Source organism: Planctomicrobium stercoris (assembly GCF_051465655.1).
GTDB lineage: Bacteria > Planctomycetota > Planctomycetia > Planctomycetales > Planctomycetaceae > Planctomicrobium.
This window is the reverse complement of the sequence record NZ_CP195791.1, coordinates 285104-311108: the sequence shown is the minus strand read 5'-3', so window position 1 is coordinate 311108 and position 26005 is coordinate 285104. Positions and strand designations below refer to the sequence as shown.

Sequence of the window (26005 nt, the reverse complement as noted above, 5' to 3'; positions counted from 1 at the left end):
ATTTTTGTCCTCCGGCTCCGGGATTCGTGACATATCTTTGTTCTCGCTGCGATCAAACTGCGCGCTGAGTGATTCTGAAAAACTGCTGAACCGAAGCTGCCTCCAAGAACTCGTCGGACAACAAGAGGTCCCGCATGCTGCGATGTCATCTGCTGAAGAAGTGGGCAACAATCCTGATCGTCCTGGGCGGTACCTTCACCGCCATCTCTGCTGCGAATGCTCAAGAGATCGAACAGGGTGAGCGAAGCGAATACCGCACCCCGTACCGGGTCGAGTTCACAACGCCGCGCGAAGAGCTGATCGCGGATCTGAAAGAGTCGGAACGGGGAAACTTTCGCTTTGAAGCGGAGGTTCCGCACGAGGAGTGGTACTCGCGCCGGGTGCGAGAACGCTGGGGCTCCTGGGGTCCGGTGGCGCGGCACTATCCCCCCGTTCCGGGGATCGAACAGTGGAGCACAGAGGCCAAACGGGAACGGGTGATCGCGGTCGCCATGCGGTTTCTCGGATACGGTTATCAGCATCACCATATCCCCGACTGGGATCCCCCTCGCGAATGGCCCTGGAAGGAATCGTGCGTCGGGCACAACGGCCGCGGAGTCGACTGCAGCAACTTCACCGGTTTCGTCTTCAATCAGGGATTCGGCTTGAGATTCAACACCGAAGTGAAGCATCAGTCAGAGCAGCAGTCGGTCGAGGGGCCGGGTCGGGAACGGGTCACGCCGCTGCAGAGAATTGAACTCCCCGAATCCTATCAGGAACGTGTGCAGACACTCCGGACGGGGGACCTGCTGTTCATTCGCAGCGACGTCGGCAACATCAGCCACGTGGTGCTCTGGGTCGGGTCGATCGGTCGGTCGACGGACGAGACTCCGTTGATCATCGACAGCCACGGGGGCGAAGTCAAAGACAGTGAAGGGAACAAAATTCCCTGCGGGATTCATCTTCGCCCGTTCCGCGAAGGCTCCTGGTACAGCCACAGTGCGAGCCACGCACTTCGCGTTTTTGTCGACGAGTAGTGTTCCGCATTGAGATACTCAGAGCACGCTGCGTGAGCAAGTGCATTCCGCATTGACGCGTGAAAATGTACTCGCTGACGCTTCGTGCTCTGATGGTCATTTCAGAAGCGATCAACTCAGACTCAACGGTCCCTCTTTGCAGAACTCTGCATTGCCGAACTGCGTGAGATGGTGTCCCATGCCGTGGGCCAGCGACATCAGCAGTCGATTGTGCGGGACCGAGTTGAACTTCAGGGACTGACCCATTTTGAAGTTCAGACCGTTCCCCACCAGCACGAACGGAATGTTGTTGAGCGTGTGGGAGTTTCCTTCACCGAGCTCGTTCGTCCAGACGACGGTCGTATTGTCGAGCAGTGTCCCTTCGCCGCCCGGCTCCGGTGTGTCAGCCAGTTTCTGGACCAGATAAACCAGCTGCTCGCAGTACCAGCGATTGATCTTGGTCAGCTTCTCCTGCGCGTCTTCGTTGCTGTTGGGTTCGTGTGACAGCGTGTGATGGGTCTCATCGATGTCCAGCCACTTCATGCGTGCCTGTCCCACCGACTGCGTAAACTGCAGAGTCGCCACCCGGGTGAAATCTGCTGCCAGACTGTTGACCATCAGATCGATCTGCATGCGTGCGAGCTGTGGCAGATTGTCGTTCGCGACCACAACGCCCGGGTCAAGCTGGGGAATTTCGTGCGTGAGGGGATTCTTCTGCGAGGCTGCAATTTCTTCTTCGATCTGCCGCACGAAGCTGGCATGTTCCTGAAGCAGCTTCTGGTCAGCTGCACTCACGACCGATTCCACTTTCTTCAGGTCGGCCGAGACGAGATCCAGGACGCTCTTGAGACTTTCCTGATCTTTCATGCCCCCATACAGCTTCTTGAACATCTGATAGGGATTGTCGATCGGTGCGACGGGTCGATTCGGACCTGCATAGACCATGCGGCTCCAGGTGTCCGCACGCTCGGGGACCACGACTCCAAATTCCAGCGAGCCGAACCGGGTCTGAGTCTCCGGTCTGGACTGCAGGTAGTTCTTGATCTCCTGATCGATGGAAATTCCGCTCGCCCATCCAGCGGGAGTGTCTGAACCACCCTGGATATTGCCCGGGAACAGTTCAATGCCAGTGAGCAGGCAGCCCATCCCGCGCATATGATTATCGCCGTCCCCACGGATCTTGTCACAGACACCGTTGAGCACGAGTGTGCGGTCGCGGAACGGGGCCAGCGGAGCCAGAATTTCTTTGAAGTCTGCAAGTTCGCCAGCGTCGTCAGGCCAGAAGTTTTTCCGCACCACTCCATTGGGGCTGAACATGATGATCAGCCGCTGCTTGCGGGTCTGCGAATTTTCGAAGCCGAGGCTGGGAAGATTGCAGATAAACGGGAACGCCGCAGCGCTCATGCCGAGGTTTCGCAGGAACTCTCGACGAGAGGTTGTGTGAGTCATGGAATTGATCTCCAGAATGCGGTGTTCAGTTGGATGGGCCTGCTGGGGCGGCTGCCGTGGAAGGTGCACGCTCTTCGATCTCCCGCATCTTCATCGCAGAGTCGATGGCAATCTCTTTGAGCAGGCGACGAATATTGAAGTTCTCTTGGGCAAAATGGGCTGTGAGTCGAGGAAGTTCGTCTTCGCCAAAAGCTCGGATCGGCTGGCGGATCGTGTACTGGAACAACTGTTCGGTGAATGCTTCATGGACCTCGGGCGAAGCGACCAGAAATTCCGACAGCTCCCGCGAGCCGACAAACGAAACTTCGGTCCCGTCCTTGTTCAGATATCCTCCCTGAGCGTCAACAGGTTGGTCTTTGTCATTGAGTCGGTATCGACCGGCAGCGTCAAAGTGTTCCAGCGAAAATCCCAGATCATTGATCATCGAATGACATGTCTGGCAGGAGTTCGGGCTGGTCTGCAACAACACCCGCGCGCGGGTCGTTAATCCAGCGTGCAGATCCGGAGCCAGAGGGGCGACCGCTTCCGGGGGTGGTTTCAGGCGGCGGCCGAGAAGGCTGCGGGCAATGAACACGCCACGGTGAATCGGAGAGCTTTCTTGATCATAGGCGAATCCGGAGAGCAGCAGCGGGTGAGTGAGAACACCGGCTCGCAGGTCGGGCTGGAATGTCACCTTCTGAAAATCGGTCTCGGCCGGCAGTTCGGCACCGTAGAAGCGGGCCAGGCTTCCATTCATGTACATCGAATCTTCCAGAAACAGCTGGCGGAAATCTGCTTCGGGGCTTCGCAGCAACTCATCCAGAAACAATTCGAGGGAGCTTCGCAGATCAGCGACCAAAGCAGCGTCAAAACCCGCGTAAGCATCCTGGTTCTTGACGATCTCCGGCATGTGATCCAGCCGGAGCCATTGCCGGAAGAACTGGGACAGCTTGAACAGGCTGCGGGGGTCATCCAGCATTCTGTCGACCTGAGCGGACACCTGCTCGCGGGTCTGCAGTTCATTTCTTGCAGCAGCCTCCAGCAGCGGCTGATCGGGGATCGAGTCCCACAAGGTGTACGACAGCCACGAGGCCATCGCGTAGCTGTCGAACTGATGAAGTCCGTGCTCGCGATAGAGGAATTTCGGCGACATCAGCGTGAGCAGCACGACCCGCTTGACGCCGATATCGGATGGCACATTCGCAAGCGGAGTGTCGATATACTTTGCGACGTCTTCCGGGGTGAGCGGTCGGCGGAAGGCTCGTTCGACGAACTTCTGACAGAACGCTTTGACCTTTGCGCCTGCTTCAGTGTCGTTTTCGCCGATTCCAGCGAGTGAATTCAGACGACTGGCAATATCATCTGCCGTTTCGAGGCTCGCCTGCACGACAGCATCCTGCCAACCCTTGGAAACCGAGTTTCCGCGTTCGTAACCGACGCTGCGATCATCAGGAGGGAACGCGGTCGTGAAGACAAACAGGGGGGGTGTCATTTCTGCGAACAGGAATCGCGCGGGGATCACTTCTTCCGGTCGGCCGGGCCGTTTCCATTTCAACCGGATTGACGCTGTCGGCTGCTTGTAGCGGAAGAATTCCAATCGCAGCGGATAGCGTCGGCCACCGAGAAGATGAATCGTGTTGCTATGGATCTTCTCGGTCCCGGAACTGACCCAGGCATCACACAGCGGAGTGTGATGATCGTTCAGGTAGAGTCGAACTCCGTTCTCGGATTCCACGATCAGGTCGTAGTCGCCGGTCTCCGGAGCAAGCAGACTGCCACTCCAGGCAATTGAGAACTCCTGATCATCGTGGATGTCGTCAGACGCCCGTTTCTCTTTGTCCGGCTCTTCCGGGAAACCTTCAGGCTTCTTCGACCCGAAGTCGAAGTTGACAGTCGGTTCCACGCGCTCGAAGACCAGTTTGCTTTTGTCGAACCAGCGCAGGTTGTAGTAGCTGGACTTCAGTCCCTGCTCCTTTGATTGATTCGGACCTCCGCGGAAACTGGCGTACAGATCGGTGACAGAGTTTTCGAATTGCCGCACCGTCAGACGGGAGAATTCGACGGTCGCCGGCCGATTTCGTTCCTGGGCCAGCGGAGAATAAAACGTCTCGTGGATGTACTCCGCGACAGCCTTGGCTTCTTCCGCTGAACAGAGTTCCGGCTCCCCTTCCGGCATGGTTTCATCAATCAGCCGGGCGAGTTCCGGGATCGACTTGTCTCCGGTCAGCCCAGTCGGGTAGTCCGATGTCCCTTCGCCGGCGGGACCATGGCATTTCGCACACAGGTTGGCATAGATCTCGGCCCCTTTGGCCAGGGTGTCATGCGGAGCAGCCGGTGCGTCGTCCGCCAGAGAGAGGCCAGAATCGGATGAGAGAAGTGGGATCCCGACAACAGCCGTCATGGTCAAACAGCGGAGAATCCGCGCGAGGCGGAATTCAAACACCAGGGTGGACTGTTCACGGGACATTGCTGTTCACCGATTCGAGTGGTCTTCACGAAGCTGATCTGGGGATTTCAGCAGTGAAAACCTGTGGCGGGGTGTTGATCGGGCGGGCTGGACCAGGCCGTTCGGACTCTCCATCTTACCGGGAAAGAAGGTTGCCGGTCAATTTTATTGCTGACGGAGGGGGACTCGAAACCGATTTCCGTGAGCTTGGGGAAAACCTGAAATCCTTATTGGTTCGATACAAAGGGAGAAGCGTCTATCTGATGCAGGACTGCTGCCAAGTCCTGTTTCCAGTCTGGCTGCGAGATCCCGAAGTTCGCCTGGATCTTCTCGCAGTTGAGGACGGAATTGGCGGGTCGTCGAGCAGGAGTGGGATAGTCAGCGGTCGTGATCGGATTCACTTTCACGTCGAGCCCGGATTGACGAAAGATCTCAGACGCAAACCCGTGCCATGTTGTCGCGGGCGCACCGCTATAGTGGTAAATCCCCCATTTCGATGACGCGGTGGGACTGTCTTTGATCTGGCTGGCAATCTCCAGACAGGCCCGCGCGATGGAGGCTGCCGAAGTCGGTCCTCCCTGTTGATCCGCGACGACCGAAAGCTCACTGCGTTCCTTGCCAAGCCTGAGCATTGTCTTCACGAAGTTCTTGCCATGTGCGCTGAAGACCCACGAGGTGCGGAGGATCACAGACTCAGGACACTCCTGCAGGATGCCGGTCTCGCCAGCAAGTTTGGTACTGCCGTAGACTCCCAGCGGCGAGGGGGGATCGTCCTCGGAGTACGCACCATTCTTTTCGCCGGAGAAGACATAGTCCGTCGAGATGTGAATGAATTTGAAGCCTCGCTGATGGCACGTCCGGGCGATGAGGACGGGTGTGGTCCCATTGATCTGCAGCGCTTCATCCGGATTGGATTCGGCAAGATCGACCTGAGTGTAGGCAGCAGCATTGATCACCACGCTTCCGGCGGGAGCCGTATTCAGGATGTCCTGAATGGAAGTCGGATTCCGGAAATCAACTTCAGCGCTGGAGTACGCATGAAGAGGAATGCGGGCGATGTCAGCTGCTTTGATCAGCTCTGTGGCCACCTGACCATGTTTGCCAAAGAGGATCAGCATCTGTTCAGCCTGCTGTTCCAAGACGCTGCCCGTGATTGAATCCCCGATCAAGCACCCCTTGCCACCAGTCCCGGTTTTCCAGGTACCACCGAACCGTCTTCTCCAGTCCTTCTTCGATCGTTAAAGAGGGTTTCCAACCGAGTTCCTGTTCGATCTTGGACGCGTCGATGGCGTAGCGCTGGTCATGTCCGGGACGATCCGTGACGAACGTAATCAGGTTGGCGTGCGGGACAGAAGGGGCATCGGGAAGGAGCCGATCGAGAATCGCACAGATGTCCTGAACCAGGTCGAGATTCTTCTTCTCATTGTGACCTCCGATGTTGTATGTCTCGCCCACGGTCCCATCACACAGGATCCGGTAGAGTGCGACAGCATGGTCCTCGACGTACAACCAGTCGCGAACATTCTGTCCAGTCCCGTAGACCGGCAGGGGCTGACCTTTCAATGCATTCAAGATGATCACGGGGATCAGCTTCTCGGGAAACTGACACGGTCCATAATTGTTCGAGCAGTTGCTGATCACCGTTGGCAGACCGAACGTGTGATACCAGGCCCGCACCAGCATGTCCGACGACGCCTTGCTCGCGGAATAAGGTGAGTTGGGAGCGTAAGCGGTCTGTTCGGTGAAATATCCCTCTGCTCCCAGTGATCCATAAACTTCATCCGTGGAGACATGCAGAAAGCGAAACGTCTGCTGTTTCTCCGTCGGCCAGGTCTTCCATAGAAGTCTCGCAGCCTGCAGTAAGGAATATGTCCCCAGGATATTCGTTTCGAGGAAGGTACGAGGCCCGTCGATCGAGCGGTCGACATGGCTTTCAGCAGCCAGATGCATGACAGCGTCCGGCTGCTGATCAGCGAACAGGTCCTTCATCAGAAATTCGTCGCAGATGTCCGCCTGAATGAACTGATATCTGGCTGACTGATCGACGGACTTCAGATTCTCGAGATTGGCTGCGTACGTCAGCTTGTCGAGATTGATGACTTCGTGATCCGTGTTCTGAATCAGATAGCGAATGACCGCTGATCCGATGAAGCCGGCACCACCTGTGACCAGAATTTTCATGGACGATTTCAACGGCGAATCTCCTGTCGCTGACCGCCTGCGACCGCTATTCAAAGAGCCCGTATCGCACAATGCACCAGAGCGCCTTGAAGCCGTCCTTCACACCGATCTTTTTCCCTTCAGCATAGGTCCGCCCATTGTAGCTGATGGACATCTCGAAGATCCGGCAGCGGGCCCGGGCGACTCGGGCGGTGATTTCCGGTTCGATTCCGAATCGGCTCTGTTGCAGTTTAGGTTGAATCTTGTGGATCACCTCCCGTTTGAAGAGCTTGTAGCAGGTCTCCATGTCGGTCAGGTTCAGATTGGTGAAGCAGTTTGAAAGCGTGGTGAGAAACTTGTTGCCGCAGTAGTGCCAGAAGTACAGAATCCGGTGCGGCTGATCTCCCAGGAACCGGCTCCCGAACACAACATCCGCGCGATCTTCGACAATCGGTTGCAGCAGGCGTGGGATTTCCGAGGGGTCGTATTCAAGGTCAGCGTCCTGAATGATCACGACGTCACCGGTGGCTTTCCCCATTCCGGTTTTGACCGCTGCCCCTTTTCCCTGATTCTTCTCATGAAACGTGACGGCAATCCGGTTCATCGGATCGTTCCAGTCCCGTTCCGCATACTCCTTGAGCATCTCGCGAGTTCCGTCCTTGCTGCAATCGTCGATCAGGACGATCTCCTTCGGAATCGGGACAGCGCGGACCCGTTCGAGCAAAACAGGCAGGGTGTTACGTTCGTTGTAAACCGGAATCACGACAGAAAGGGTAAACCCCTCCGGGAGAGCATAAATACCCAGCTGCCGACACGCTCCTTCACCCAGGAGCGTCCGCATCGATTCGTACCAGGCCTGTGAATACATGGGAGGATTCACAGCGGAGGGGGATTGCTGTTCCATAAGATTCGTCGTGAAGGGAAAGACGGATGTGAACAAATCGCTTTTGATTATTGAATCTTGAGAAACTACGACAGTCCGTGCAATATCGGCCGGATCCCCTTGAAACGTCTTCGAAGTGTTGAGAACTGCCGGTCACTCCGATTGAGCCGACAACAACGCCCTGGGGCTTGTTCGGGAGGGAGACCTGAAGCGGCGTCATCATGCGGAGTCGGATCACGGGAAGGACAAGCGGCTTGTGGACGTCAACCGGGATGACGCAGTAGACTAAGGCCTTCCAGGACGCCGAGCTTCTCCGGATATGAAAACGATGCCGACCACCAGAATTCAACTCGATGCTGCACTTAATGACGATCGTCTGCCGGAAATGGAGACGCTGCTGGACGGTCGCAAGCAGAAAAAGATCGCTGGACGGGATGACTGGTCTGCCCGGATGGGGCGGTTCTGGAGCGGGTTGTCGTCCGATGTGGAAGTCATCGACATCTGCAACGGACCACTCTCCATTCTGGTCCTCCCGACCCGAGGGATGGGGGTCTGGCAGGCTCGACTGAACGGGTTGACGATCGGCTGGAACTCTCCAATCAGTCAGCCGGTGCACCCCAAGTTCGTGAATCTGCAGAATCGCAACGGTCTGGGCTGGCTGGAAGGTTTTAACGAACTGATCTGCCGTTGTGGGCTCGCCTTTAACGGTCCTCCGGGACACGATGACGGGGCCCGCAGCCCTCTCGAATCGGATATCACCCTGCACGGGCGCATCGCCAATCTGCCGGCCAGTCAGATCGAGTTGTTTATCGACGAAGAAGAACAGACGATCGGTGTCTCCGGCATCGTGGAAGAGTGCACCCTGTTCGGTCCACAACTGCGAATGAAGAGCACGATCAGCTCCAAAATCGGCAGCAGTTCGTTCACCGTCGTGGATGAAGTGACCAACTTCGGGCCGGAGACGACAGAGTTTCAACTGCTTTATCACACCAACGTCGGCAGGCCGTTTCTGGAAGCGGGGTCGACGCTGGAGTGCCCGGCCGCCCGTGTCGTCCCCCGTGACGGTAACGCAGCTGTGGGTGTGCGAACCCACTCGCAGTGTCTGGGGCCAACCCCGGGCTTCGCGGAGCAGGTGTTCTACTACAGCCTGCTTTCCGATGCACAAGAGCAGACTGCCGTGCTGCTGAAGAACCAGGCGGGCGACCGTGGGGTGAGCCTCGAATTCAATGCCCGGGAACTCCCCTGTTTTGCATTCTGGAAATGCACTCAGGATGAACGTGCCGGGTACGTTGCGGGGCTGGAACCGGCCACGAACTTCCCCAACTTCAAAACATTTGAACGGCATCACGGACGGGTCGTCGAGATCGCTGCGGGAGCAACGTACTCCACGCACCTGCAGTTCAATATTCATGAGGACGCTGAAGCGGTGGCCTCCATGTCCCAGCGGATTCGACAACTCCAGGGAACGGTGACCCCCCGCATCGACAGCCAGCCCGTCGCCCCGTTCTGCCCTATTGATTGAGCATGTTTTCCGATCCTCTTGCCGAACTTTCGTTGCTTGTGCCGAACCATCCGCTGGCGACGGTCGCCACTGAAGCGCTGGTGGAAGTGTGCTTCGAGGATCTCCCGGCCGCTCTGAAGCGATTTCAGACGCTCTGCGATACGGATGAGCAACGGAAGCTGTGCTCGCGGTTCCTGCCTGCGTTGCTGCATGCGCTGAGCGACGCTGCCACGCCAGACGGATCGTTGCTGAACTTTCAACGGTTCGTGCAATGTGTTCCGGACAAGAATCAGCTGTTCGCGATGCTGTCACAGCAGCCACGCGCTGTGGAAATTCTCGTGAAGCTGTTCGTGGGGAGTCAGTTTCTCACGGAGATTCTGCTTCGCAATCCGCATTACCTGGACCAGTTGACCGAGCACAAGCGACTGGCCGAGTTCAAGAGCAAGATCGATTTCATCGAGCAGGGACGGAGAGAAATCTCTCCACAGGCATCGCTCGTCGAAGTCATGGATCAGCTGCGACGCTTTCAGCAGTGGGAACTTCTGCGGCTGGCTGCCTGTGACACTTTCGGGTTGATGGACCTGAAGACAGTCACGCTGCAACTGGCCCTGCTGGCCGACGGGCTGGTGCAGCTGTCGCTGGAACATGTCGCGAAGCTGGAAGAGATTTCACTAGACGATTTCACCGTCCTCGCGTTCGGAAAGCTGGGAGGTGAAGAACTCAATTACAGCTCGGACATCGACCTGGTCTTCGTCTGTGAGGCCGAGGCCGAACGTTACTGGAGTCTGGGGCAGAAGCTGATTCGCACGCTCAGCGAAGCAACTGGTCTGGGCTTTCTGTACCGGGTCGACATGCGTCTGCGGCCGTGGGGAAACGCGGGAGCCCTGGTGACCACCGCAGATGCCTATGTCGACTACATTCAGAAACATGGTCAGCTCTGGGAAAAACAGGCCTTGCTGAAGGCCCGGCCGATCGCAGGAAATCTGGAAGCGGGCGAACGGGTCCTGTCGCGACTGAAGCCGTTCATTTTCGAGGTTCGTGCTGAAGAAGCCCGGAAGAATGTCCGCGAGATGAAAAGGAAGATCGAAGCGCAGCTGGAACGCCGCGGCCGCAAGTGGGGGGAAGTGAAGTCCGGTCCAGGCGGAATCCGCGACATCGAGTTCATCACCCAGTTTCTGCAGTTGATCCACGGGGGAACGAATCCGAACGTTCGCAGCATCAACACGCTGGATGGACTGATTCATCTTTCGGACAACCGGCTCATTTTCCCCGAAGAATATCGACGACTGACAGGAGGATACCTGTTCCTCCGCACGGTCGAGCACGCGTTGCAGTTGATGAACAACCAGCAGGAACATCAGTTGCCGACAGCCCGGCGGGGACAGGCCTATCTCGCAGGACGACTCGACTTTCCCGACCCCGAATCGTTTGTGAAGCAATATGAACTGCACACGCGTTCGGTCCGGGAGATCTTCGAACGTTATTTGCACAACGAGACTCATCCGCTGCATCAGTCTGGCGCGGTCTCCAGTCCCGTTGATGAACATTTCGGACTGGCTGCGAAAAGCTATCGCGAATTCTTTTCGCCCGAAGCGGCCCAGCAACATCTCGGACTTCTCAATCAGATCGATTCGCAGCAGATCGTGCGGGTACTGGTCGAACCGGCGGAAGAGGACCAGCAGCGGGTCACCATTGTCGGCGTCGACCGGATCGGTGAACTCTCTGCGATCTGCGGGCTCATGTTTGCGTACGGCTTCGACATTGTTTCCGGCAACGTCTTCACGGGAGCGGATGTGGCCGTCTCCAGCCCGGGGGAACTGACAGCCGATCGTGTGACGACAGCTGCCGGTGAAAAGAAACGCCGTCGGAAGTTCGTCAACGAGTTTCGTGTGCGGAAGACCGGACCGCTTCTGAACTCGACGGACAGCGCAGGGATCTGGGATCGATTCGAAGAAGAACTCAATGAACTGCTGCAAGCAGCGGAAAAGAAGGGGGTGCGGGCGACGCAAGGACGTCTCGCCCGCCGAGTCGCTTCCGCGCTGGAAGGGACACGACTCGCCAAGGCAACGCTATTGCCGGTCGAGATCGAAGTGGGTGAAGCGACAGATGCCGACGCCACCGTGCTGCACATCCGCAGCGACGACGTTCCCGGATTCCTTTATGAACTGACAAACGCGATCGCCGTCAGCGGACTCTCCATTCAACGGATGACAATTGAAACCGTCGGGAGCCAGGTGATCGACACCCTGCACGTGGTCGATGAGCGACATCGTCGGCTGGAGAGCGGCGATCGATTGAATGAGCTGCGGGCGGCGATCGTTCTGATCAAGCATTTCACGCATCTGCTTCCGCATTCACCCAATCCGGAATCGGCTCTGCTGCACTTTCAGGAGTTCGTCGAAAACCTGTTCAAGCAGCCGAACTGGCTGGAGCAACTCAGCCCGCTCCAGGACTCCAAGGTGCTGGAAGCTCTCGCCACCTTGCTGGGGATCAGTGACTTTCTCTGGGACGACTTTCTCCGGTTGCAGCATGAGAATCTGTTTCCTGTTGTCACGAATGTGGAAGGCCTGCAGCAGTCGAAGGACCGGAACAGGCTGAAGTCTGAGCTCAAGGAACTTCTGGCGGCGGAAGTGGACCTGCCCGGTCGTCTCACGGCCCTGAATGCGTTCAAAGACCGCGAGATGATGCGGGCCGACATGCGCCACATTCTGGGACTTCAGGACAAGTTCGGCATGTTCGGACGGGAACTGACCGACGTCGTCGAGGCCGTGGTCGCGGCAGCCTGCAGGCTGTGTGAGGATGAACTGAACGCGGTTCACGGTCAGCCGTTGAGACCCGACGGCAAAGCGGCTCGCTATACGGTTTGTGCGTTGGGGAAGTGCGGGGGGCGCGAACTGGGATACGCTTCGGACATCGAACTGATGTTCCTGTACGACAGCGACGGGGAAACAGCCGGCCCGGAGTCGATTTCCAACGCGGACTATTTTCAAAGGCTCGTCCAGCAGTTTCGACAGGCGATCCAGTCCAAGCGCAAAGGGATCTTCGAGATCGATCTGCGTCTGCGTCCGTATGGAAAAGCAGGGAGTCTGGCGGTCTCACTGGAGTCGTTCGAGAAGTACTTTGGCCCGCAGGGTGCCGCCTGGCCGTATGAACGGCAGGCACTGGTGAAGATGCGTCCGATTGCAGGAAACGCACGACTCGGTCGGCAGATCATCACCATCCGCGACGAGCTGATTTACCGGGGCGAACCGTTTGACGCTGGAGCGATGCGGGCGATGCGGGAAAAGCAGATCCGTCAGCTTGTTCACGCCGGCTCGTTCAACGCGAAACTCAGTCCCGGAGGGCTTGTGGACTGCGAATATCTGGTGCAGGGTCTGCAGATCACCTTCGGTCATCTGGACCCCGCGTTGAGGGAACCGAACACTCGGGAAGCGATGAAGGCTCTGGAGGCCTACGGCATTCTCACCGGCGACATCCGGGTCCAGCTGCGGGACGCGTACCGATTCTGGCGACGGGTGATTGATGCGCTACGAGTTGTTCGGGGTGATGCCAGCGACCTCACGGTCCCGCCGTGGGAAAGCGAGGAGTTTGAATTTCTCGCCCGCCGTCTGGGATCCCGTTCCAACGCAGCACGGTTGCGGCACGACCTGGAACGTCACACGCGGCACGTTGTCGAAATCACGTCGACGCTCACCTCCCTGATGCAGCGGGAACCGACACCCCGGCACCCACCGAGGCGGTAAGGCTCGCTCCTCCCGCCCGGGAAGTTCAGCCTGCCCGCACGACAGTCGCTCCGCTTTTCACAGTCTCCTTCAGTGTCGAAGGGACAACTGGAAAAGGCTGGATGGCTGCGGATTCCGCAGAGAGGGGGAATGAGACCTCTCTGGCGGGAGCCCTCTTCAGCCGTTTCCGGGCGGCTTCCGGCAACAGATCGGAATCAGAAACCTGCCAGCTGACAAGCCCGTAAATCCCTCCGGAGATGACCAGCAGCAGGCTGGTCCCCAGAAACATCGGGCGAAAACCGAGGTTGTCGATCATCCATCCCAGCACCGGAGCGCTGATGATCGTGCCCAGATCGATGGCTGTCAGTGTGATGGTCGTCCCGGTTCCGCGATACTGTTCCGGGAAAGCCCCGGCAGCCAGTGAAACCACGCAGGGGAAGAGCAATGCGTGCCCGAACCCGAAGCAGATCGCTGCCGGGATGAAATGCCAGTCCTTCGACACCGGCAATAACGCCAGCAGGGCGATTGCATGTGCCAGCAGTCCGTACACAATCAAACGGTGACGTCCCGCCATCTGGCTCCAGTTACGGGCAACCACCCGCATCAGGAATGCAGTGATCGCGTAAACCGAGAAGAAAGTGCGGATCCCGCTGATCCCCTGCTGCGTGGCATATCGAGTGAGGAAGACTGTCGTGATGGCGAAGACCACTCCCATCATGGCTGTCACAATCAACACCATGGGGGGCCAGTAACGCAGAAAGAGCTGATGCGCCGCCGGGGTCACCTGCGGGCGCACATGCACTTCGCCGCCGGTCATGAAGATCGCCAGAAATCCGTGGACGGCTCCCATGAACATGGTCAGGCCGAACAGGACCGGAAACAGGGTCGTGCTGTCGGGGTAGAGCTTGAACAGCAGGTCTCCCAGCTGTGCCCCTGCGATCATTCCCAGAAATCCGCTCGCCCCGTAGGTCCCGATGATTTCGGTCCGGCGGTGAGGAGGAGCCAGCCCCTGGACGAACGACAGGGCGGCAGCGAACATGCTGGCCATGCCAATCACGAAGGACGCGCGGGCAACGTAAATCTGCCAGCCGATCTTGTCGGAGGTCAGCAGCAGCCAGGCTCCAGCGAGATAGAACAGCGTACTGAACAACCAGACGTTGCGGACGCCGAATCGGTCGATGGCCTGTCCCAGAAACGCTCGCCAAAAGAATGAGGCGACCAGTCCCGCAGCCACGATGCTGCCTGTCAGCTCTTCGGTTCCGCCAAGATGCTTGACGAATTCAGCGAAGCGGAAGGTGAGAGTGTTGGCCGTGCACAGGAACAGGTTGGCTACGAAAACCAGCCAGAAGTCACGATTATAAATCTCGCCCGACGAGTCGTCGCGGGCAGGGTGGTGGGACATGGTGAACTTCGGCGATGACCGAAGCTCCTCATAAATGGAGGGAAATACTGTGAAATCCGTGCGGGAATCGTAGCACATCAATCGGCAAGGAGAAGATCGCTTCCACAATTCCAATCATTGATACTGTGGGGGCAGCGAGCGTTCATTCATGCTTAAGACGATCTTCGGACATTAGTTACGACATTTTTAAAACTTGGGCCGCCATTTTGGGATCAATCAGAATTCATAAGTGTTTGTGGCGGATTCCGGCAGAAGTCTCCGATTTCGACCCGGAAGATGCAGGAACCCGCAATTCCTGAGCTTTGGCGAACGAGATCCGCATCTGGCGTGCGCGATGCCTTGCCCCACTTCTCCATGACGCTTGTCCCGCTTTGGGCGAGTTGCCATCATCGCCTTTCAGCTTCACTCTGACTCTTTTAACCCAGATCCTGTTTCCATGACTCTTTCACCTGATGACGTGCTGAAAGTCGCCCGGCTTTCCCGATTGAAACTGACATCCGAGGAGCAGACCCGGTTCGCTGGACAGTTGGGAAAAATTCTGGAATACGTGCATCAACTCGACGAGATCGACACCGCCCAGATTGAACCGATGGCCCACGCTGGCGATCTTCTCAATGTCTTCCGGGAAGATGTGCCGGTGCCGTCGCTGGACCGGAAAGAGGCCCTTTCCAACGCCCCCAAATCGGATGGGAAGTACTTCCTGGTTCCCCAGATTCTGGAAGGGAACTGAGTGATGTCGATTCTGGAAAAATCAGCCACGCAGTTGCTGCAGGAACTCCAGCAGGGAAACCTGAGTGCAACCGAACTGGTGCAGCAGTCGCTCAATCGCATTGACGACGTCGACAGCCGGGTGAAGTCGTTTCTGGAAGTGGACCACGCGGGAGCCCTGAAGGCGGCAGCCGAGGTGGACCGGAAGCGGGCTGCCGGAGAACCACTGGGCCGCCTGGCCGGACTGCCAGTGGCGATCAAAGACAACATGTGCGTGCGGGGATGGAAGACGACGTGCGCCAGCCGCATGCTGGAGAACTTTTCACCTCCCTACGATGCCCATGTCATTTCACGTCTGCGGGCGGAAGATGCCGTGCTGGTCGGGCGGACGAACCTCGATGAGTTCGCCATGGGCTCCTCGTGTGAAAACTCTGCATTTCAAAAGACCCACAACCCCTGGGAGCTCTCACGCACTCCGGGCGGATCGAGTGGAGGATCGGCCGCATCTGTCGCTGCCGGGCTGGTCCCGTTGTCGCTCGGTTCTGATACAGGGGGATCGATCCGCCAGCCTGCATCGTTCTGCGGGATTGTCGGCATGAAACCGACGTACGGCCGCATTTCCCGATATGGCCTGATCGCATTCGCCAGTTCGCTCGATCAGATCGGTCCGTTCGCCCGTTCTGTCCAGGACGCTGCACTTCTGTTGAATGTTCTCGCCGGACATGATGAACGTGATTCGACGTCTGTGAATGCCCCGGTGACGGACTGGCTGGAGGATTTGGAAACCCCGCTGCAAGGTTTGCGGATCGGAGTGGTGCCGGAGCATCTGGGAGCGGGCGTCGATGCAGATGTCGCTCAGGCGGTGACGACGGCGATCGACCTCTATCGGAGTCTCGGGGCGACTGTCAGCGAAGTGGAACTTCCTCACACCCGTTACGGGGTCGCGGCGTACTACATCATTGCTCCGTCGGAAGCGTCGAGCAATCTGGCCCGGTATGATGGCGTGCATTACGGGCATCGTGCGAAAGAGTTTTCGAACATGGTCGACATGTACGAGACCAGCCGTGCGGAAGGCTTTGGCGACGAAGTGAAACGCCGGATCATGATCGGGACCTATGCGCTCTCATCCGGGTATTACGACGCGTATTACCTGAAAGCGATGAAGGTCCGCAGGTTGATCTCCAATGACTTCCAGCAGGCGTTTTCGCAAGTGGATGTCATCCTGACTCCGACATGCCCCACGCCGGCATACCCGCTGGGCGAAAAGTCGTCCGATCCACTGAAGATGTATCTGGACGACATTTACACCGTCCCCGCAAACCTCGCAGGGATTCCGGGGATCTCCCTCCCCTGCGGTTTCAGCCAAAGCGGATTGCCGATCGGAATGCAGCTTCTGGCACCCGCCTTTGAAGAAGGTCGACTCCTGCGGGCAGCCCGAATGTATGAACAAGCCACAGACTGGCATCACCGCCGCGCCCCCTAATGTATCCCGCACTCTCCGAGTGCGGGCTTCCAACCACAGTCTCTGTCATGTTTCCTAAGCCGCCGCCCGCCGGAGTGAAATTTCTTTATCCGGCGACGGTGGTCGTGGTGACATTGCTCTCGCTGCTGGTTGCAAACTGGTTGCTCCTGCGGGTTCGAAGCGGTCAGTTCTTCCTGTTCGCCCTCCCATTTGATCGATGGGCGTCCACTTCAGAGCAGATGGATGCGATCCATTCCGTGAACATCTGGCGGTGGCCAGCACTGGGGGCCATCCTCGTGCTGGGGGGCCTGGCCATCGCGCTTCAGCCAAGGTGGACCGGCGCGCGTCCTGAACGAAACCTGTTCTTGTGGAACGTCTTGCTGATCGTTTCAGCCATCGCGGATTTGGTCAGCACGCTCTGGTTTCTGCACCGCAGCAGCATCGAACTGGAGGTGCATCCGGGGATTCGCCTGTTTGCATACGCATTTGGAAGAACCGCTGGGCCGGTTCTGGCAAAGGGACTTCAGCTTTCTGGCATCTACATTGCTGGGAGACTTTGGCCGCAGTGGCGAGCGCTCATGTACGCTCTGGCGGCCCTCGCGATGAGCGTTGCAACGGCACACAATGTGCTAAACATCTTCTAGACAAAAGAACTCATCGATGGCAGGCGGTTTGGGATAATTACTTGCTGATTGTCCTACTGAACGCTCGCCTGCTGCGGAATAGCTGAGGAAGTACGGAGACAAGTTCGAAAAACGGATACGAATCAGGGAGACATTCCAATGCCAATGCCAATGCCAACGACAACTATGACTCGCGAAGAAGCGGAACAACGCGCCCATCAGATTTTCTACGTGCATGCCGGCGTCTACGTCGCCGTCAACGCCATGCTGGCCTATATCGATCTGACGACCAATCCGGATCGGCTCTGGTTCTTCTGGCCCCTGGCAGGCTGGGGAATCGGTCTGGCTGCCCATGCAATTGCCGTGTTCGTGACGCACAAGGCGACTGACCGCGTGCTGGAACGCGTGGCCCACCGGGAAGAACGCCAGCATCGCCGCGAAGCCCGACGGGAAGCCCGTCAGTAACCTGCGCACAGACCCCCGGAAAAGCTTCAGGACCACCCGGTCCCGGAACCCGTCGGACAGATGTCCTCACCGGGTTCGCTGGACTGTGTGGTCCTGCGGGTTTTTCGCAGCTGCAGAATATTCGTTACTGAATCGAAGCGGATTCTGACGCCCGGGCGGGTTTCACTGCTCGGACCGGTGACTGAGAGAGCAACGTCCTGATTCCCACCGGGCTGAACAGGATGAGTGAGAAGCAGACAGTGCTGATCAGCTGATTTTTATAGAACGGAATCCCAGCGACATACGCTTGCATCAGACCGGGAAGGTTGCGTGCATAGCCGATTCCCAGATCGAAGGCCCACGCTCCAAAGTTGCTGATGAGGAAGAACAGCGTCGGTCCGGCCAGGACTGCGGTCAAGATCGTCGGCCACTGACGTGAATAGCGGATCAGAAGTCCGCACGCACTGCAGGTCAGCAGGCCGAGGTACTGAAAGGCCTGTCCGGGATAAAGGCCGTATGCAGCCCCTTCTGTATAACCGAGTTTCAATCCGGTGATCACACCGATCAGCACATCGCCGATCAGCATGGCCAGCAGCGGCAGACCAAAGGCGACACGAGAATTCTGGAACATCGCCACGCCGAAAATGCCGAACGCAAAAATCGGCGTGAAGCTCCACGGGTAAATGCTTTCGACGCGGATATCCATGCCAAAGTGCAGCAGGGCGAACGGAAGAACCTTCACCAGAACGCAGTAAACGAACAAACAGACCAGAAAAGTCTTGTTGGGCTTGTACATAGGACTTGAATTCAGCTTGAACAGGGTTTGCCGGAAGCAACCTTTGGTAACAGAATCCAGAATGCGGGTCCAGTGATTGCCAGATCTTCCGAGACTAATCGTGCAGTTTTCCTGACCGGCAATCTTTTGCAGGGTTCTCAGGGTTGCCCCTTGGTTTCCTTCTCCCTCTCTTCGTCAGGAAACCGGAATTTGCGCCGGAAACGGTCAATCCTGCGCGTCAATTGCTCGAAATCTGAGAGTGATTTCTTTGAAAAGCCCACAATGACAACCAGGGAGGGTTGCGATGGTGGAAGTTGCCCCCGCATCTCGTAGTGCACTGACAGCCGGTCAACTCAATCTGATTGCACGCAAATTCGGTGCGTTCTCGGGAAAAACGTTGATTGACGTCGGGTGCGGGAACGGGGATTTCGTTTCGAAGTTGCGAGCCCGCGGTGCCAGCCTGCAGGGAATGGAAGAAAAAGGGGCGACGACCGCCGAGCCGGGCGAAGCGTTCGTCCTCGGCTCCCCTTCAGCTGCCGTCCCGTGGGAGTCGCATACTCAGGATGTGATCCTGTTTCGGGGAACCTCCATCTTCCAGGCTGCCGAATTCAGTCCGGAACTGATGATCGGTCTGGCGAACCTGGGATCCTCCCTGAAAGCCAAAGGACATCTCCTGATCCCGATCGCGAGCAGGAATCCCCAGGAGGTGGAAGCGGAACTTCAACGCTGGAAGAGTCAGCTGTCGGTCTTTCCCGGCACGTTCAGATCCCGGCTGCTGACCGCTAGCTGGATGTCGATTCTGACGTTGAGCTTCCTGTTCGATCGCACGGAACCAGTGACGGTGATCGACTTCCAGATCGACCGGAATGCGGTTTCCCGACTGGAGTGGCACCGACTGGCAAGAACGGCAGTCATGAGTCGGTTGAGCAGCCCAGCGGTGGCGGCTGGATAGGAGTTAGGGGATAGGAATCAGGAGTTAGGAGAGACGTCTCGCCTTTCAGAGCACGAAGCGTGAGCGAGTGCATCTTTTCGCGAAAAGACGAAGTGCACTTGCTCACGCAGCGTGCTCTGAATCACTTCGCGAGCTGATGCTGGAGCGTCAGTGAATCGGTTCGCAGGACTGCATCGCGAGTTGACTCCGAGATGGCTTTCAATTCCTTCGTGAACGTTGCCTTCTCCTCCGGACTGAGCTGGGGGAGAAGCTGGGTCACCGCTTTGATGGTGTTGAGCACCATCAGCATCCGTTCGAAGTAGGTCGACTCCTGTTCCGGGCTTTTCACCTGTGAGGGATCGAGCTTCCATTCCGCCGCTTCCCGCAGAAGTTCGTGGAAGACGGGAAGACCGTTCAGCTTGCCGTTCCGCGCCAGACCGATTGCAGCGTTGACTCGCACCATCTCATCGGGATCCTCGAGCAGCACTTCCAAACGCTCGAGTGCCGCAGGCGAGGCAAGCAGCCCCAGATCGAAGGCTGCCTGATGCCGAAACAGCGGATCGCTTTCTTTTGAGATGTCGATCATCTGCGTGACCAGTTTTGCATTGTCTCTCAGGCTGGGGTTGTCTTTCATCGTCCCGGCCAGCATCGCCAGTCCGATGAGCGAATGCTTGCGGACATCGTGATTGCGATCCGTCTGAATGCCTGCGCGAAGCACCGGCACAATCGTCTCCGGAACTTCCATTCGTCCCAGTGCCTTGGAAAGAAATTCGATCTGCTTGAGTTCCTCTTCATTCAGGGAATTGCGAGTGATCAACTCTTGATAGAGGTCCGCGAGTGCGGATGCGATTTCCGGACGGGCAGCCAGATGCTGGCTCTTGTCTCCCCGCTGGGCATCCGCGTCCAGCATTTGTGCCAGACCCAGTGCACCCCGCCAGCGGACGTGAGGGTTTTCGCTGCGAACGTCCGTGGTCAATTGTCGCCAGTCGAGTTCCTGTGAAGCGACTCGGCCGAACAGGGCGTAAACGCCGACAATCACCGCCACAATCACAGCTGGGACGAGGAACAGCTGGATGATCATTCCCGCGGAGGGAGGTTCGACAGGGGGCAGGTCATCCGGGAGAGACAGGTTTCGGGGCGCATCGCCAGTGTCGTTGAGAAATTGGTCATCTGCGGGCGGATGCTTCTCGGACATGGCACAGTTCACTTATTCAGAGCACGAAGCGTCGGAATGCGGTTTTCAAGGAGTCGATGAGCCGATGGATGGCCGCGCGAATCCGTTGTGCGCTGGTCCAGACCTGAGTTTAGGGGGGGCCGACAGAGCGATTCAAGACACTCGCTACTGGACAATGTTCAGCGTTGGATTAAAACGGAGGCAGGGGCAGGCAGTTCCGGGGATCACTTTCGAGGGACAAACCATGGTGCGATGGGAATCAGGGCGTCGCAGCGGCAACGTTGAAGATCGCCGGGCGATGTCGCCTCGGGGGGTCGCGATGGGGGGAATGGGGACCGTCATCATGATGATCCTCATCTATTTCCTCTCCGGAGGAGATCTCGGTCAGGTGCTGCAGTTCTTCCTGGCGAATCAGGGTCAGGCTGTCCAGCAACAGCCGGGAGCCAATCGCCCACCGGATCCTGAAGAAGAGGAAATGGCGGAGTTTGCCAAGGTCATTCTGGGTGACACCGAAGATGTCTGGACCAAAATTTTTGCTCAGGCGGGCGGGAGATATCCCCCGACACCCATGGTCCTCTACCGGGGCCGGGTCCAGTCAGGCTGCGGGACAGCGTCCTCCGCTGCCGGCCCTTTCTATTGTCCAGCTGACCAGAAAGTGTATCTGGACCTGTCCTTCTATGAAGAACTGGACCGGCGATTCGGGGCTCCGGGAGACTTTGCCCGGGCGTACGTGATTGCCCATGAAGTGGGTCATCATGTGCAGAACGTTCTTGGAACCATGAAGAAACGGGAATCGTTGCGGGGCCGGATGAATGAGAACGAGTTTTCCGTTCGACTCGAGCTTCAGGCGGACTTCCTGGCGGGGGTCTGGGCTCATCACGCTCAGATCGACCGCCAGATTCTCGAGCCGGGGGATATCGATGAAGGTCTCCGGGCAGCTGCCGCCATTGGAGATGATGCACTGCAGAAGAAGGCGCAGGGTTATGTTGTCCCCGACTCCTTCACGCACGGCACCTCCGCCCAGCGGGCCCGCTGGTTCAAGAAGGGGTTCGAAACTGGGGACATCAACCAGGGGGACACCTTCAGTATCAGCGAACGCGAACTGTAACGTGATCCGGTTCCGGATCGCGCTCCACTTCTCACCCCCGGAGTCCTCGTAGGGTCCGCTGTGCGGACCGCCGCGTGGTCTGGTGTGGTCTGGTGTGGTCCGCACAGCGGACCCTACATCTCGGAGCACAGCGGACCCTACTTCTGGAGAGTTTGAGTTACGTAGGCCGCACTCTTTGAGTGCGGCCACTTTTGTGACGCGCTTCGCTCACAAGGCTGTGGCCCTGACAACTGGGCAAGAGGGGTAGCCTGCTGAAACTCGCGTTCAAGTGAAGCAATGCTTCGCCTGAAACTTCGCCGACTCTTTCTGCCGACCGCCCCGGACATTTCCGGAATTTCCCGTGTCCAGCAGGCGTGGGGGACGCCTTCTCGAAAGTCGCAACTAATTATGTGCAATGATCTTACCGGAGAAGTTCCGGATTAAATCGTGCGTCACGATTCATCTTGTCCCATTCCGCAAGTTGCGGTATTCCTCCGCTTCCTATTGAAAAACCGAGTGCCGGAGTGCAGTTTCCGCTGCCCTTCGCTGCCGATTGTTCACTTTCCTTTCAAGACCCACCCCCCAGCAGATGTGCCATTCGCGGGCAGGAGACCGCGTTCAGCGCTTGATCCACAGGCTGCCGTTCGGCAGCTCCTGACGGTCTCACCTCAGCCACCCATCGTAGATTTCGAATTCGCAAGGACGCGATCGTGCAGTGACCCCTTCCCTTCAGGAAGAGATCGCTGGGCGTATCGAACAATGACTCGAAGGCAGATTCGATGAATTGTGTCATTGATGACACGCGTCGATCCAGACAGCCACGGATCAGCAGGCACAGCGACCTCGTTCGCTTCGTGCTGGGCCTGTCGGCATTCTGGTGCGCTTCGATCTCTCAGGCGGAAACCGCCCGTCCGTTCCCCGGTTCTGTTCCCGCTTCCGCAGAGGCGACACCCGCCCGCGAAGTCCCGGTTCAACCCACGGTTCCGACAATCGAACGACCTCGGCGACCCGTCCAGGAAGATCGTTCGCTCAACGCCATCGATCCCAGCAGCAGAGTTCAGCCCGCTGCAGCGTTCTCGCTGGAAAACGTTCTTCAGAAGCCGCTGTCCGATGTGATCGTGGAAGGCAACGACACCATTCTGACCGACGCCATTCTGCAGAAGGTGGAATGCCGCCCCGGTCGCATGGCGACGGAAGTGGCGATTCAGCGGGACATCTCCCAGCTGATGAACACCCGCTGGTTCTATTCCGTCCGTCCCAGCTTCCGCGATTCCGAAGACGGGCCCATCCTGGTCTTTCAGGTGGTCGAACGTCCGATTCTGCGCAGCGTGACCTTCAACGGAAACAAGAAGATCAAAACTGGTGAGCTGCAGGCTCAAACCGGGTTGCGGCCCAACAGTTCATACGATGTCGCAGCGAATCGCGAGTCGGTCTATCGGATCCGGCAGCTGTACAAGGAAAAAGGCTATCTGTTCGCGGAAGTGACTCTCGAAAAAGGAGGGCTTCCGGACGAGCGGGACGTGGTCTTCAACATCGTGGAAGGACCCAAGTCGAAGATTCGAGAAATCGGCTTCACCGGGAATCAGTTCGCTTCCGATTCCATTCTGAAGACGAAGATCAGTTCCAAGACGTTGAAGCTCTGGTTCATTCAGGGTGAGTACGATCCCGAAGTGATCCGTAACGACGTGCTCGCTCTCAAGCAGTATTACATGAGCCTGGGCTTCTTCGACGTCGACGTGCAGGCAGAAGAGATTCTGTCGGAAGACCGTGCGAAGGTGAACGTGCAGTTCACTATCAATGAAGGTCGCCGCTACAAGGTCGACGGAATTGACGTCATCGGAAATGAGGTGATCGGCGGGGATCTGCTGCTGAAGGATCTCAAGCTCTCCTCCGGAGACTATTTCAACGAACGATTCCTGAAGCAGGACGTCCAGAAGATGACGGACCTGTACGACGATCAGGGACGTTTGTTCGCCAAAGTTGTTCCGACCCCTCGATTCCGTGAAGGGGAGGAAGCCCTGGTCGATCTCGTCTACCAGATTGATGAGGATGTGCCGCGTTACATCGGCGCCATCAACGTTCATATCGCTGGCGACTATCCCCATTCGAAAGAAGAACTCGTGCGGCAGCAGGTCAACCGCTGGTTGCGGCCCGGACAGCTCGCACGCAGTTCCGACCTCCGCATGGCGCAGGCCCGCGTGAATGGAAGCGGATTCTGGGCGAAAGAAACTCCTCCCGTCTTCGATATCGTTCCCAACTCCGGCGTCGATTACTGGATCAGGCCCGAAGTTCGGGGTCAGGACGCTGGTCGGGAAAGTACGGTCAAGATTGAAGCTGTCGAAGTCTCCGCGCAGAAGAATCCGCAGAGCGTCGAAGAGATCTTCGGTCAGACCGCTGCTCCGGGCGAATTCGATTTCGATTTCAACTTCGATGAACGACCGGTTGCACCCCAGCCGAAAATCGAACTGCAGATCCCCGATCGTCCTCAGGCGCAGCTTGCTCCTGCAGGCAACGGAACACGAGCGATCCCGGCCATGCAGGGGATCAATCGCCGGACGGTCGCACAGGCGGCTCCCGCTCCTGCACCCGCAGCGAGTCTCCCGGTTTCTTTGCCAGTCACCGTTGCGGACTCTGAACCTGCTCACAACTACATCATCGATCCGGAGATGGTCTTCCGGGGCCAGTCTCCTGAGGAATTCCAGGTCCGCCCGCAGAGTCTGGATGCTTACGGACAACCGATTCCGCAGAACTACATGGAAGGGGTCTCCCCGCAGGGTGATCCGTTCGGTGATGCTTACACGACTCCTCCCGGTTTCGTGGACGTCAACATCGACGTGACGGAAGGCCGCACCGGCCGACTGATGTTCGGGGTCGGGGTGAACAGCGACGCCGGTCTCGTCGGTTCGTTGGTTCTGCAGGAAGACAACTTCGATATCATGCGTCCGCCCACGAGCTTCGCGGACATTCTGAACGGCCAGGCATGGCGCGGTGCCGGTCAGAGTCTCCGGCTCGAAGCGGTCCCGGGAACGGAAGTCAGCAGGTACATGGCGACCTGGAGTGATCCTTACTTCCTCCGCAGCGACTTCAGCCTGGGTGTCTCCGGGTTCTACTACAACCGGTACTATGAGAACTGGACCGAAGAACGCCTCGGGGGTCGTATCAGTCTGGGCTACGTGCTCAGCAAGTACTGGTCGGCGAGTACGTTCGTCCGGCTGGAAGATGTGAACATCAGCAACATTCCCGCTGTCAATCCACCACCGCAGCTGGTAGCCGTCAAAGGGGACAACTTCCTGTCCACCGCCGGAGCCGCGCTGCAGTATGACGCTCGCGACAATTCGTTCTTCCCGACGAGCGGACACTACGCCAATTTCAACTATGAGCAGGGATTCGGCGATTTCGCCTATCCTCGATTCGATATCTCCGGAGGAAAGTTCTTCACGACCTACGAACGTCCGGACGGATTCGGCAAGCAGGTTCTCTCGCTCACCGGACAGGTCGGTTACACCGGCGATAACACTCCGGTCTTCGAGAACTTCTTCGCAGGGGGTTACTCCTCGTTCCGCGGTTTCTACTTCCGGGGTGTTTCACCTGAAGTGAACGGAGTGAAAATCGGGGGTAACTTCCTGGCACTGGGATCCGCTGAATACATGATTCCGCTGACCGCCAGCGACAACATCCGCACCGTGGTCTTCACCGACTTCGGTACCGTCGAGCCGGACGTCAGCCTCGACGACTTCCGCGTCAGTGCCGGTTTTGGTTTCCGTCTGACGATTCCCGCCATGGGCCCTGCCCCGCTGGCCTTCGACTTCGCATGGCCGATCCTGAAACAGGAAACCGACCGTCTGCGAGTCTTCAGCTTCTACGTCGGCTTCAATCGCTGATGCCCGGTGCAGTCGGTTTCGTCTTCGCATAAGCCACGACGAACAGCACTCCCAGGAGAAGGTCCACAACTCCCCCGGCCAGCATCTGTCCTGACAGCCTTTGCTGCAAAAACAGAACGACGGTGGCAATGCCGAAGGAGAACTTCTCGACAATCGCCGGCAGCATGGCGGGACGATATCGCAGCGGATCGGCCGCGATGATCAGAAACATCAGCTGCCAGGCAATCGCCACTCCCAGAAATCCGTAGAAGAATTCCGGATGGGTGATCGCGGGGGGCATCTGCCGGACGATCACGGACTCGCCGAAATACTGCGGGGTCAGGACGATCAGCCCGTAGATTCCCGCGAAACGAAAGATGCGCCGCGCGAACGTCATCGCTTCC

Annotated in this window: 19 protein-coding genes; 10 read left to right on the top strand and 9 right to left on the bottom strand. The window is 57.8% G+C overall.

The window, feature by feature from the left end:
• The first annotated feature begins 134 nt into the window (after nt 1–134).
• Nucleotides 135–1016 (top strand): NlpC/P60 family protein, encoded by an 882-nt coding sequence (locus SH661x_RS01275; RefSeq protein WP_437227256.1) that lies wholly within the window; start codon nt 135–137, stop codon nt 1014–1016.
• Nucleotides 1017–1127: 111 nt separating this feature from the next.
• On the opposite strand, the gene SH661x_RS01270 is transcribed toward SH661x_RS01275, so the two are convergent.
• From SH661x_RS01270 to SH661x_RS01250, 5 genes are all read right to left on the bottom strand, one after another.
• Entirely contained in the window at nt 1128–2444 is a 1317-nt protein-coding gene (locus tag SH661x_RS01270) for a DUF1552 domain-containing protein (protein WP_437227254.1), read from the bottom strand.
• 25 nt (nt 2445–2469) lie between these two features.
• Nucleotides 2470–4890, bottom strand: a complete 2421-nt coding sequence (locus tag SH661x_RS01265) for a DUF1592 domain-containing protein (RefSeq protein ID WP_437227252.1) — start codon at nt 4888–4890, stop codon at nt 2470–2472.
• A 206-nt stretch (nt 4891–5096) separates the two neighbouring features.
• Complete coding sequence (gene rfbD, locus SH661x_RS01260) at nt 5097–6008, bottom strand: dTDP-4-dehydrorhamnose reductase (protein WP_437227250.1); 912 nt, start codon at nt 6006–6008, stop codon at nt 5097–5099.
• Nucleotides 5992–7050, bottom strand: coding sequence for a dTDP-glucose 4,6-dehydratase (gene rfbB / locus SH661x_RS01255; protein ID WP_437227248.1), 1059 nt, complete (start codon nt 7048–7050; stop codon nt 5992–5994). The genes rfbD and rfbB overlap by 17 nt, the downstream gene beginning before the upstream one ends.
• A 46-nt stretch (nt 7051–7096) precedes the next feature.
• The gene (locus SH661x_RS01250; RefSeq protein ID WP_437227246.1) at nt 7097–7933 is read right to left on the bottom strand and encodes a glycosyltransferase family 2 protein; all 837 of its coding nucleotides are present in this window, start codon (nt 7931–7933) and stop codon (nt 7097–7099) included.
• A 307-nt stretch (nt 7934–8240) separates the two neighbouring features.
• Here SH661x_RS01250 and SH661x_RS01245 point away from each other — a divergent pair, with 307 nt between their 5' ends.
• Both SH661x_RS01245 and SH661x_RS01240 read left to right on the top strand, forming a co-directional pair.
• Nucleotides 8241–9434 carry an aldose 1-epimerase family protein gene (locus SH661x_RS01245; RefSeq protein ID WP_437227244.1) on the top strand — a complete coding sequence of 398 codons (1194 nt, stop codon included), beginning with the start codon at nt 8241–8243 and terminating at the stop codon, nt 9432–9434.
• Between the two features lie 2 nt (nt 9435–9436).
• Nucleotides 9437–13156 (top strand): glutamine synthetase adenylyltransferase, encoded by a 3720-nt coding sequence (locus SH661x_RS01240; protein WP_437227242.1) that lies wholly within the window; start codon nt 9437–9439, stop codon nt 13154–13156.
• Nucleotides 13157–13181: 25 nt separating this feature from the next.
• On the opposite strand, the gene SH661x_RS01235 is transcribed toward SH661x_RS01240, so the two are convergent.
• Complete coding sequence (locus SH661x_RS01235; RefSeq protein ID WP_437227240.1) at nt 13182–14537, bottom strand: MFS transporter; 1356 nt, start codon at nt 14535–14537, stop codon at nt 13182–13184.
• A gap of 436 nt (nt 14538–14973) precedes the next feature.
• Here SH661x_RS01235 and gatC point away from each other — a divergent pair, with 436 nt between their 5' ends.
• The 4 genes from gatC (at nt 14974) to SH661x_RS01215 (ending at nt 17795) form a co-directional block, all read left to right on the top strand.
• Nucleotides 14974–15267 carry an Asp-tRNA(Asn)/Glu-tRNA(Gln) amidotransferase subunit GatC gene (gene gatC, locus SH661x_RS01230; RefSeq protein WP_437227238.1) on the top strand — a complete coding sequence of 98 codons (294 nt, stop codon included), beginning with the start codon at nt 14974–14976 and terminating at the stop codon, nt 15265–15267.
• A 3-nt stretch (nt 15268–15270) separates the two neighbouring features.
• The gene (gene gatA, locus SH661x_RS01225) at nt 15271–16728 is read left to right on the top strand and encodes an Asp-tRNA(Asn)/Glu-tRNA(Gln) amidotransferase subunit GatA (protein WP_437227236.1); all 1458 of its coding nucleotides are present in this window, start codon (nt 15271–15273) and stop codon (nt 16726–16728) included.
• Nucleotides 16729–16775: 47 nt separating this feature from the next.
• Nucleotides 16776–17351 (top strand): hypothetical protein, encoded by a 576-nt coding sequence (locus tag SH661x_RS01220; protein ID WP_437227234.1) that lies wholly within the window; start codon nt 16776–16778, stop codon nt 17349–17351.
• A 138-nt stretch (nt 17352–17489) separates the two neighbouring features.
• On the top strand, nt 17490–17795 hold the full coding sequence (locus SH661x_RS01215) for a 2TM domain-containing protein (protein WP_437227232.1): 306 nt from the start codon (nt 17490–17492) through the stop codon (nt 17793–17795).
• Nucleotides 17796–17919: 124 nt separating this feature from the next.
• Here the strand turns inward: SH661x_RS01215 and SH661x_RS01210 are convergent, their stop codons facing one another.
• The gene (locus SH661x_RS01210) at nt 17920–18570 is read right to left on the bottom strand and encodes a DUF6580 family putative transport protein (protein ID WP_437227230.1); all 651 of its coding nucleotides are present in this window, start codon (nt 18568–18570) and stop codon (nt 17920–17922) included.
• A gap of 283 nt (nt 18571–18853) precedes the next feature.
• Between SH661x_RS01210 and SH661x_RS01205 the strand changes: the two genes are divergently transcribed.
• Nucleotides 18854–19501 (top strand): hypothetical protein, encoded by a 648-nt coding sequence (locus tag SH661x_RS01205; protein WP_437227228.1) that lies wholly within the window; start codon nt 18854–18856, stop codon nt 19499–19501.
• Between the two features lie 121 nt (nt 19502–19622).
• On the opposite strand, the gene SH661x_RS01200 is transcribed toward SH661x_RS01205, so the two are convergent.
• A complete protein-coding gene (locus SH661x_RS01200; protein ID WP_437227226.1) occupies nt 19623–20675 on the bottom strand; it encodes a HEAT repeat domain-containing protein in 1053 nt (350 codons plus the stop codon).
• A 226-nt stretch (nt 20676–20901) separates the two neighbouring features.
• Between SH661x_RS01200 and ypfJ the strand changes: the two genes are divergently transcribed.
• The gene (gene ypfJ, locus SH661x_RS01195) at nt 20902–21762 is read left to right on the top strand and encodes a KPN_02809 family neutral zinc metallopeptidase (RefSeq protein ID WP_437231158.1); all 861 of its coding nucleotides are present in this window, start codon (nt 20902–20904) and stop codon (nt 21760–21762) included.
• A 758-nt stretch (nt 21763–22520) separates the two neighbouring features.
• Nucleotides 22521–25622, top strand: coding sequence for a BamA/OMP85 family outer membrane protein (locus tag SH661x_RS01190; RefSeq protein WP_437227224.1), 3102 nt, complete (start codon nt 22521–22523; stop codon nt 25620–25622).
• Here SH661x_RS01190 and SH661x_RS01185 read toward each other — a convergent pair.
• On the bottom strand, nt 25612–25998 hold the full coding sequence (locus SH661x_RS01185; protein ID WP_437227222.1) for a hypothetical protein: 387 nt from the start codon (nt 25996–25998) through the stop codon (nt 25612–25614). The two genes, SH661x_RS01190 and SH661x_RS01185, sit on opposite strands and share 11 nt — an antisense overlap.
• Nucleotides 25999–26005: the final 7 nt, after the last annotated feature.